The 9,953-nt window shown below is 76.5% G+C and carries 8 protein-coding genes and 1 pseudogene; 6 read left to right on the forward strand and 3 right to left on the reverse strand.

The window, feature by feature from the left end:
• Positions 1-3: 3 nt before the first annotated feature.
• Positions 4-1,323 (reverse strand): sensor histidine kinase, encoded by a 1,320-nt coding sequence (locus tag AC3WUG_RS16300; RefSeq protein ID WP_492328627.1) that lies wholly within the window; start codon positions 1,321-1,323, stop codon positions 4-6.
• Between the two features lie 155 nt (positions 1,324-1,478).
• Here AC3WUG_RS16300 and AC3WUG_RS16305 point away from each other — a divergent pair, with 155 nt between their 5' ends.
• From AC3WUG_RS16305 to AC3WUG_RS16315, 3 genes are all read left to right on the forward strand, one after another.
• On the forward strand, positions 1,479-2,171 hold the full coding sequence (locus tag AC3WUG_RS16305) for a response regulator transcription factor (protein WP_147794118.1): 693 nt from the start codon (positions 1,479-1,481) through the stop codon (positions 2,169-2,171).
• A 3-nt stretch (positions 2,172-2,174) separates the two neighbouring features.
• Positions 2,175-3,500, forward strand: a complete 1,326-nt coding sequence (locus AC3WUG_RS16310) for a sensor histidine kinase (protein WP_492328628.1) — start codon at positions 2,175-2,177, stop codon at positions 3,498-3,500.
• Between the two features lie 122 nt (positions 3,501-3,622).
• A complete protein-coding gene (locus AC3WUG_RS16315; protein ID WP_492328629.1) occupies positions 3,623-5,041 on the forward strand; it encodes a hypothetical protein in 1,419 nt (472 codons plus the stop codon).
• Between the two features lie 20 nt (positions 5,042-5,061).
• On the opposite strand, the gene AC3WUG_RS16320 is transcribed toward AC3WUG_RS16315, so the two are convergent.
• Positions 5,062-5,679 (reverse strand): GtrA family protein, encoded by a 618-nt coding sequence (locus AC3WUG_RS16320; RefSeq protein WP_492328630.1) that lies wholly within the window; start codon positions 5,677-5,679, stop codon positions 5,062-5,064.
• 62 nt (positions 5,680-5,741) lie between these two features.
• Between AC3WUG_RS16320 and AC3WUG_RS16325 the strand changes: the two genes are divergently transcribed.
• The 3 genes and pseudogenes from AC3WUG_RS16325 to AC3WUG_RS16335 form a co-directional block, all read left to right on the forward strand.
• On the forward strand, positions 5,742-6,908 hold the full coding sequence (locus tag AC3WUG_RS16325) for a 5-(carboxyamino)imidazole ribonucleotide synthase (protein ID WP_492328631.1): 1,167 nt from the start codon (positions 5,742-5,744) through the stop codon (positions 6,906-6,908).
• A 56-nt stretch (positions 6,909-6,964) separates the two neighbouring features.
• Positions 6,965-7,507 carry a 5-(carboxyamino)imidazole ribonucleotide mutase gene (gene purE / locus AC3WUG_RS16330; RefSeq protein WP_492328632.1) on the forward strand — a complete coding sequence of 181 codons (543 nt, stop codon included), beginning with the start codon at positions 6,965-6,967 and terminating at the stop codon, positions 7,505-7,507.
• Between the two features lie 266 nt (positions 7,508-7,773).
• Positions 7,774-8,814 (forward strand): annotated as a pseudogene (locus AC3WUG_RS16335) (acyltransferase family protein); the annotation flags it as partial.
• A 131-nt stretch (positions 8,815-8,945) separates the two neighbouring features.
• On the opposite strand, the gene AC3WUG_RS16340 reads toward AC3WUG_RS16335, so the two are convergent.
• Positions 8,946-9,953: LCP family protein (locus AC3WUG_RS16340; RefSeq protein ID WP_492328633.1), on the reverse strand; the 1,008-nt coding region annotated here is incomplete at its 5' end.

Here is a 9,953-nt window from a genome sequence, read left to right on the forward strand (position 1 = left end):
GCGTCAGCCTAGGGTGCCGGGCGCGGCGGCCCGGTCGTCCACCGGCGCACCCGGGGGCAGCGGCAGCTCGGCGCGCACGCGGAACCCGCCGCCCGGGCGCGGGCCGGCGCTCAGCGTGCCGCCCACCATCGTCGCCCGCTCCCGCATGCCGAGCAGGCCCTGCCCGGCGCCGTCGGAGTCCGCCGCGGCGCCGCGGCCGTCGTCGGTGATCTCCAGCACGAGCGCGGCGGCCTGCCACTGCGCGAGCACGGTGACCGTCACGTCGGGGCCGCCGTGCTTGAGCACGTTGGTGAGCGCCTCCTGGCAGATCCGGTACACGGTCAGCCCGATGCCGGGGGGCAGCCGGCGCGGCGTGCCCATGCGGACCAGCGAGGCCCGCACCCCGGAGGAGCGGACCTGCTCGACCAGGGACTCGAGGTCGTGCTCGGCGGGCTGCGGGGTGTACGGCGCGGTCGCCCCCTCGGCCGCCGGTGCGCCCGGCCGGCCGGGCAGGCCCGGCGTCCCGCCGGCCGCCTCCGAGCCCGGCGCCCGGTCCGGCTCCCGCAGCACCCCGAGCAGCCGGCGCATGTCGGCCAGCGCCGCCCGCCCGGTCTCGGCGATCGTGCCGAGGGCGCGGGTCGCCGCCTCGGGGTCCGCCGCGGCCGCGTACCGGCCGCCGTCCGCCTGCGCCACGACGACGGAGAGCGAGTGGGCGACGATGTCGTGCATCTCGCGCGCGATCCGGGTGCGCTCGGCGGCCGTGGCGATCCGCGCCTGCTGGTCGCGCTCGACCTCCAGCCGCTCCGCGCGGTCGCGCAGCGCGGCGATCGTCACGCGGCGCGAGCGCCGGACGAGGCCGAACGCCCACACGGCCAGCGCGGTCACGGAGGCGAACAGCCACAGGGCGATCGCGGACGCCGCCATCTCCGCGGCGCTGCCGGCCCAGGACTGCAGCAGCAGCCCGGACACCATGAACAGGTTCCCCACGAGCGCCGAACCCATCGCGGTGAGGTGGGCCCACCTCGGCCCGTGCACCGTGACCGAGTACAGCGCGAGCAGCACCGCCAGGTCCGACGGCAGCAGCAGCGGCACGCCGACCAGGAGGTGCAGGAGGCAGGCGATGTAGACGCTCACCACCGAGGCGACCGGGTGCGTCCGCCGCCAGCCCAGCGGCGCCCAGGCGAGCGCGGCCAGCGCGGCCCCGGCGTAGGAGCCGAGCCCCCAGTTCGGCGCCATGCTGGCCCCGAGGGGCACGACGACGAGACCCGTCAGCACCATCGCGCCGACGTCGATCCCGAGCTGGTGGCGTTCCTCCCACCGCGTGAGGCGTTCCCACCACGTCATCGCGCCAGCGTAGGTCGGCGCCCGCCGCGGGTCGTGCCCCCGGGGGCGGACCGAGGTCCCGGGCGGGGTCCGACCACGGGGGGACGGGCGGACTTCACCGAACCGATACCCCGGTGCGCCGTGTCGTAGACCGTTCCGTGACCTAACATGGCGGAATGACGCAGGTGCTGCTGGCTGAGGACGATCCCGCGATTGCCGAGCCTTTGGCGCGGGCACTGGGCCGGGAGGGCTACGACGTCCGGGTCCAGGGCACCGGGCAGGGGGCCATCGACCGCGCGAGCGAGGCCGACCTCGTGGTGCTCGACCTCGGGCTGCCCGACATGGACGGGCTCGACGTCGCCCGCGCCATCCGGAACCAGGGCCTGACCACGCCCGTGCTGGTGCTGACCGCCCGCGCCGACGAGGTGGACCTGGTCGTCGGGCTCGACGCCGGCGCCGACGACTACGTGACCAAGCCGTTCCGGCTGGCCGAGCTGCTCGCCCGCGTGCGGGCCCTGCTCCGGCGCACCGGCGGGGACACCCCCGACGAGGACGAGCTGCGCAGCCAGGACGTCCGCGTGGACGTGGCGGCGCACCGCGCGTTCCAGGCGGAGCGCGAGCTGCACCTCACCGCCAAGGAGTTCGACCTGCTCCGCGTGCTGGTCGGCGCGGCGGGCACCGTCGTCGCCCGCGAGACGCTCATGCGCGAGGTGTGGGGCTCCGACCCGACCGGCTCCACCAAGACGCTCGACATGCACGTGTCGTGGCTGCGCCGCAAGCTCGGCGACGACGCGAGCGCGCCCCGCTACATCAGCACGGTGCGGGGGATGGGCTTCCGGTTCGAGTCCGGAGAGGGCAACCGGGGCTGACCCGTGCGCCGCCGCGTCCTCCAGGCCACCATCGCGGCCGTCACGGTGGCGGTCGTCCTGCTCGGGTTCCCGCTCGCCTTCCTCGGCGCGCAGTACGTCCGGGACAACGAGATCGGGTCGCTCGAGACCCGCGCGTCCGACCTGGCGCGGCAGATCGACAGCCGCGTCCAGGAGGGCACGCCGCTGTCCGACACCATGCTCGAGCCGTACGTCGACCGCGGGGGCGGCGTCGCGGTGAGCATCTTCGTCGTCACCACCGAGGGCGGCCGGTACCAGGCGGGCCCGGACGTGCCCGAGCGAGCCATCACGATCACCGAGACGTCCACGACCGGCGCCCGGATCACGATGTACGCCCCGTGGTGGGACGTGTTCCTCATGAGCGCGCAGATCATGGGGCTGGTCGTGGCCGCGGCGATCGTCGCCTTCGCGGCCGGCATCGCCATGGCCATCTGGCAGGCGAACCGGCTGGCCGCCCCGCTGGTCTACCTCGCGGCCTCCGCCGAGCAGCTGGGCTCCGGGCAGGTGCGCCCGCAGCTGGAGCCGTCCGGCGTCGAGGAGATCGACCTGGTCGCGGCCGAGCTCGCGCGCAGCGCCGACCGGATGGCCGGGCGGCTCGCTGCCGAGCGGCAGTTCGCGTCCGACGCGTCGCACCAGCTCCGCACCCCGCTGACCGCGCTCACCATGCGGCTCGAGGAGATCATGCTGGCCTCCGACGACCCGGCGGTGCGCGAGGAGGCGCGGATCTCGCTGGAGCAGGTCGAGCGGCTGGTGACGGTCGTCGACGACCTGCTCACCCGGTCGCGGCGCGCGCAGGGCGGCACCACGGAGGCGATCCGGCTGGGCGACGTCGTGCACCAGCAGGAGGAGGAGTGGCGGCCGACCTTCGAGGCCGAGGGCCGCCGCCTCGTCGTCGAGGTCGACCCGAAGGCCCAGGTGCTCGCCACCCCCGGCGCGCTGGCGCAGGTGCTGGCCACGCTGATCGAGAACTCGCTGCGGCACGGCGGCGGCACGACGACCGTGCGGTCCCGGGCCGGCGCGGCGCGCTCGGTCGTGGTCGAGGTCGCCGACGAGGGCGACGGCGTCCCGGACGACCTGGCGCCGCGGATCTTCGAGCGCGAGGTCACCTCCGGCAAGGGCACCGGACTGGGCCTGGCGCTGGCGCGGGACCTGGCGTCGGCCGACGGGGCGCGGCTCGAGCTCGCGCAGCGGCGGCCGGCGGTGTTCGCGCTGTTCCTCGCCGGCGTGCCGGCGGCGATGGCGCCCGACGTGGTGCTGCCGCGCGGGTCGGTCATCTCGCCGCGCTCGGAGCGGGCGCGCCGGCGGCGCTGAGGCGCGGGCACCTACGCGCCGCCGGCGGTCACCCCCGGTGGGTGGGGGAGGGGCGCGACGCGCGGCGCTAGCCTCGCCGCGAGGGGCGCCTCCCGCGGCGGGCGCCCGAGGGGGTGGGGTCGATGGCCGAGCAGCGTCCCGGGCCGGGGACGGCGGCGGACCTCACCGCGCGGATCGCCGCGCTGGAGGCGGAGAACGCGCAGCTGCGGGCCGCCGCGACCGCGCGTGCAGCCGTCGACGCGAGCGCCGACCCCGCGGCGGGTGGTGCCGTGCCGCCGCCCGCGCCTCCCCGGCAGCGGCACAGGACCCGCGCCGCGGCGGCGGTCGTGCTGATCGTCCTGGGCGCCCTGCTCGCCCCGGTGGCCGTCGTCGCCGTGTGGGCGCGGGACCTGGTCACCGACACCGACCGGTACCTCGCCACCGTGGGACCGCTGGTGGACGACCCGCAGATCCAGGGCGCCGTGACCAACCGGGTGACCGGCGCGATCGTCGACGCGGCGGACCTCGACGGGCTGGCGTCCGACGCGGTGACCGCCGTCGAGGGGCTCGGGCTGCCGCCGCGGGTGTCGGCGCTGGTCGGCTCGCTGCAGGGCCCGCTGGTCGACGGGGCGACGAACGTGATCCGCCGGGCGGTCGACGCGGTGGTGACGTCGGACGTCTTCGAGGCGGTGTGGGACGAGGCGAACCGCACGGTGCACGCCCAGCTGAACGCCGTGCTGCGCGGCGACCCGGACGCGATCGCCAGCATCGACGCCCAGGGGACGCTCGTGGTCGACCTGACGGGCGTGGTGGACACCGTCCGCAGCTCGCTGTCGGACGCCGGGTTCACGCTGGTGGACCGGCTGCCCGCGATCAGCGCCAGCTTCCCGCTGATGCAGAGCGCCGACCTGGTCCGGGCGCAGAACGCCTACCGGGTGCTGGACCTGCTCGGCACGTGGCTGATCTGGCTGTCGCTCGGCCTCCTGGCCGCGGGCGTGGTGGCGGCCGTGCACCGGTCGCGGGCGCTGGTGGTCGCGGGGCTGTCCCTGGCGGGGGCGATGCTCCTGCTCGGCGCGGCGCTGACCATCGGGCGCTCGGTGTACGTCGACGCCCTGCCGCCGGGGGTGCAGCGGCCCGACGCCGCCGTGGTGGTCTACGACCAGGTGGTGGCGTTCCTGCGGGTGGCGCTGCGCTCGGCGTTCGTGCTCGGCGTCGTCGTCGCGCTGGTGGCGTTCGTCGCGGGCGGGACGTCGGCGGCGCGGTCGCTGCGGGCGTCCTGGACCCGCGGCGCGACCTGGCTGCGGACGGCGGGCGAGCGGCGCGGGATCAGCACCGGGCCGGTCGGGGTGTGGTTCGCCGAGCAGCGGGTGCTGGTGCGGGTGGTGATCGGCGCGGGGGCGGCCCTCGCGCTCGTGCTCGCGGGGCACCTCACGCCCGCCTACGTGGCGACCGTGGCGGTCGTCGCCCTGGTGCTGCTGGCGGTCACGACCCTGGTCGCGCGGCCGGCGACCGAACGGCCCTCGGCCCGGCCGCCCACCGACGGCGCACCCGCGGGCGGCTGACCGCGGGTGCGCTGACCGCGTCAGTCGCGCGTGGCGCGGGGGTGCGGGACGGAGCCGCCCGCCGGGTCGTCGGCCGCGCGGGACTCGTGCCCCACCTCCGCCAGCGCGACCGGCAGGCCCGCCGACCCGGTGAACACGAACAGCTTGTAGCCCACGTACCGCACGACCGTGCCGAGCACGATGCCGATGACGTTCGCGACGTTGTCGGCGAACGGCCCCGAGTGGCCCAGCACGTAGTGCGAGAACCACAGCGTGCCGACGGTGAACCCGATGCCGACGACGTTGATCGCGGAGAACAGCAGCAGCTCGCGGCCGCCGCGGTGCTTGCTCTGGCCGGCGAACGTCCAGTGCCGGCTGCCGAGCCAGGACACCAGCGTCGCGAGCACGACCGCGATGATGCGGGCGGTCAGCGGCTTGCCGTGCAGCGCGTCGACGGGGCCGAACCGCAGCAGGTTGTACGTGCCGAGGTCGACGACGAACGCGACCGTGCCGACCGAGCCGAACCGGACCAGCTCGAGGGCCCGGTCGCGGAGGGACCGGCGCGGCATGCGGTACAGCAGGCCGTGCAGGAGCCCGGGGCGGGCCTCGGGGGCGGGTCCTGGTGCGGCCGCGAGGCGGGGCGCACCGGAGGGAGTCACCCCGACAGGGTACGGCGAGACGCTGGGGGACCGCTGTGCGACGTCGGTTAGGCTCACGGCTCGTGGCAGCACCCGTGGTGGCAGTGGTCGGTGGTGGGCAGCTCGCCCGCATGATGGCGCCCGCGGCGACGGCGCTCGGCGTGCACCTGCGGGTGCTGGTCGAGGACGCGGTGTCGTCGGCGGCGCAGGTGGTGGTCGACGCGCCCGTCGGCGCGGCGGCGGACCCGGTGGCCGTCGAGGCGCTCGTGGTCGGCGCCGACGCGCTCACCTTCGAGCACGAGCACGTGCCCAACGGCCTGCTCACCGAGCTGGAGGACCGCGGCGTCGCCGTGCGGCCCGGCCCGGACGCGCTGGTGCACGCGCAGGACAAGATCGTCATGCGCACCCGGCTGACGGCGCTCGGCGTGCCGTGCCCGCGGTGGGCACCGCTCGACTCCGCCGCCGACCTCGCCGCGTTCCTCGCGGCCGGCGACGGCACCGCCGTGGTGAAGACCGCGCGCGGCGGCTACGACGGCAAGGGCGTGCGGGTCGTGCGGTCCGCGGAGGAGGCCGACGACTGGCTGGCCGCGGCCGCCGACGGCACGGGCGCCCCGCTGCTGGCCGAGGAGCGGGTGCCGTTCACCCGGGAGCTGGCCGCGCTCGTGGCCCGCGCGCCGTCCGGCGAGGTCCGCACCTGGCCCGTCGTCGAGTCGGTGCAGCGCGACGGGGTGTGCGCCGAGGTGGTGGCCCCGGCCCCCGACCTGGACCCGCGCACCGCGGCCACGGCGGAGCGGATCGCCCGGGAGGTGGCCGAGGGCCTGGGCGTCACCGGCGTGCTCGCGGTCGAGCTGTTCGAGGTCGCCGACCCCGACGGCGGCGCCCCGCGCGTGCTGGTGAACGAGCTGGCGATGCGCCCGCACAACTCGGGGCACTGGACGATCGACGGCTCGGTCACCAGCCAGTTCGAGCAGCACCTGCGGGCCGTGCTCGACCTGCCGCTCGGGGCGACGGAGGCCCGGGCGCCGTGGACGGTCATGGCGAACGTGCTCGGCTCCACCCGCGCCGCGCTCACCGACGGGCTGGCCGAGGTGGCCGCGCTCGACCCGGGCGCCAAGGTGCACTTCTACGGCAAGGGCGTGCGCCCCGGCCGCAAGCTCGGGCACGTCACGGTGTCCGGGGACGACCTGGCCGACGTCCGGCGCCGGGCGGTCGCCGCGGCGGCCGTGCTGCGCGGCGACACGACGCCCTGACCGACCGGGCCCGCCCGGCCCACCACCCCCGACACCCACCCCACCGGAGGCACCGCATGGCCACCCCGCTCGTCGGCATCGTCATGGGCTCGGACTCGGACTGGCCCGTCATGGAGGCCGCGGCCGAGGCGCTCGCCGAGTTCGACGTCCCGGTGGAGGTCGACGTCGTCTCCGCGCACCGGCAGCCCGACAAGATGGTCGCCTACGGCCGCGAGGCCGCCGGGCGCGGGCTGCGCGCGATCATCGCGGGGGCCGGCGGGGCGGCGCACCTGCCGGGCATGCTCGCGGCCGTCACGCCGCTGCCCGTGATCGGCGTGCCGGTGCCGCTGTCGCGGCTCGACGGGATGGACTCGCTGCTGTCGATCGTGCAGATGCCCGCCGGTGTGCCGGTGGCGACGGTGTCGATCGGCGGCGCCCGGAACGCCGGGCTGCTGGCCGCGCGCATCCTCGGGGCGGGCACGGACGAGACGGCCCGCCGGCTCGCCGCGGCGATGCTCGCGTTCCAGGACGACCTGCGCGCGCAGGCGGACGCCAAGGGCGAGCGGCTGCGGTCCCTGCACGGCGACGGCCGCCGCCCCGCGGTCGGCTTCGGCGGCTGACGCACTCCGCCCCCGGCTGACGCCCCGCCCGCCCCCGGCTGACGCCCCGCCCGCGCCCGGCTGCGCGCGGCCGCCTTCGCCGAGTCTCCATTTCGCGTCTGCGCGACCGCGGTCTTGAACAGGCGCGAGATGGAGACTCGGCGGGCGCACCTCCTCCTGAGGGTCGCGGGGGTGGGCCGAGCGTGGCGTGAAGGTCTCGTCGAGAGGCGCCCGAGGCGGGCCCGCTCGACGGGCGGACCGCCGGACCCGCACCTACCGTCGAGACGGTGACGACCACCGCGCCGCCCCGCACCGCCCGACCCGACGCCGCCCCGGCGCCGGGCCGCAGCCCCGCCACCGCCGCCCGCGCGCCGCGCCTCGCCGCGCTGGACGCCCTGCGGTTCCTCGCCGCGCTCGGGGTGCTCGCGTACCACTTCACCGCCCGGCAGACCGACGCCTGGGGCCGCGACCTCGCGGAGGTCGCGCCCGCCGTCGCCGGCTGGGCCACGTACACCTCGCTCGGTCCCGAGCTGTTCTTCGTGATCAGCGGGTTCGTCATCCTGATGACGGCGTGGGGCCGGTCGGTCCCCGACATCATCGGCTCCCGGGTCGCGCGGCTGTACCCCGCGTACTGGACCGGCGTGCTGCTCACCGGGGCGCTGCTGCTGCTCGTCTGGGAGGGCAAGCAGATCACCGGCGGCCAGGTGCTGGTCAACCTCACGCTGCTGCAGTCCCTGTTCGACGTCGGGCACGTGGACGGCGTGTACTGGACGCTCTGGGTCGAGCTGCGGTTCTACGTGCTGATCGCGCTGTTCGCGGCGGTGGGGATCACCCGGCGGCGCGTGCTGTGGTTCGCCGCGCTGTGGCCGGCCGCGGCGATGCTGGCCCGCGCGCTGGGCTGGTCGGACGCGGTCACCTGGCTGGTGGCGCCGTACGCCCCGCTGTTCGCGGCCGGCATGGCGCTGTACGTCATCCACCGCACCGGGCACGCCGTCGTGCCGTGGCTGCTGGTCGCGGCCAACACCGCCGTCGCGACCGCGGCCCTGGTGCCGGCCCGGATGCACTCGCTGGGCGCGAACTCCGTGGTGGAGCCGAGCGCCGTGCTGCTCGCGGTCGCGCTGCCGGCGTGCGTCGGCCTGGTCGCGCTGGTGTCGCTCACCCCGCTGTCGCGGTGGCGCTGGGCCGGGCTCACCGCCGCGGGCGCGCTGACCTACCCGCTGTACCTCACGCACGAGTACTGGGGCCTGTGGGTGATCCACCTGCTGCACGACCGGCTGCCCGTGTGGGCGGTGCTCGTCGCGGCGACCGGGTTCTCGCTGGTGCTGGCGTGGCTGGTGCACCGGTTCGTCGAGAGGCCGTTCGGCCCGCGGCTGCGGCGCGCGACCACCGCGGGGTGCGAGCGGGCCCGGGACGCGCTCGTCGGCCTCGCGGGCCTGGTGCGCGCCGGGTTCCGCTCCGGTCAGGAGCCGGGCACGCCCCCGACGACGCCCGGCTCGAGGGAGCCGTCCCGGATCGCCGCGAAGAAGGACGGCGTCTGGTCCGGGTCGAGGAGCACGGTGGACCCGGCGTTGCCCGGGCGGTAGTCCAGGCTCTTGATCGGCGGGGTGCCGGTGATGCCGCCCGGCCCGGTGGCCGCGCGGAACGCCAGCGCCAGCCGCCCCAGGTCGACGATGCCCGTCTCGTCGCTCGCCGTCAGCACGGCGGTCCCGGAGTTGATCAGCGAGACCTGCTTGCCCGGCTGCAGCAGCAGCGCGGGGTTCTCGGCCTTGGCGGCGACGGCGGAGATCAGCGCGCGCTGGCGCAGGCCGCGGCCGATGTCCCCGGACGGGTCGGAGTAGCGCATGCGCGAGTAGGCGAGCGCCTGGACGCCGTCGACGGTCTTGCAGCCGGGGGCGTCCCAGACGAGGCCGGAGTTGGTGTCGTTCAGCGGGAACGAGATCCCGGTGCTGCCGTCGAGGCACAGCTCGACGCCCCCGAGCGCGTCGACGATCTGCTCGACGCCGCCGAAGCCGATCTCGACGTAGTGGTCGACGGTGAGCCCCGTGAGCTCCTCGACGGTCTGGACCAGCAGCGGGGCGCCGCCCCACGAGAACGCGGCGTTGAGCTTGCTCGGGTCGTGGCCCGGGATGTCGACGTAGGTGTCGCGCGGCAGCGAGATGAGCGCGGCCGGGCCCGAGTCGGGGACCTGCAGCAGCAGGATCGTGTCGGTGCGGGCGCCGACGGTGTCAGGGTCCTCGATCGCGCCGTCCTCGCGGGAGTCGGAGCCGGCGAGGAGGTAGGTGGTGCCCGGGGTGTCCGCGGCCCCCGAGAGCGCCGCCACGTGCTGGATCTTGCCGTCCGCCCACAGGACCAGGCCGATCGGCCAGGCGAGCAGCAGCACGAGGGCGACGACCACCACCGCGGCGACCGCGCGGCCTCGGCGGCGCCGGCGGCGCGGGGCGGCGGGCGGCGCGGCGCTCGCGGCGTC

Source organism: Cellulomonas sp. EB106-03-03-XG116 (genome assembly GCF_058792015.1).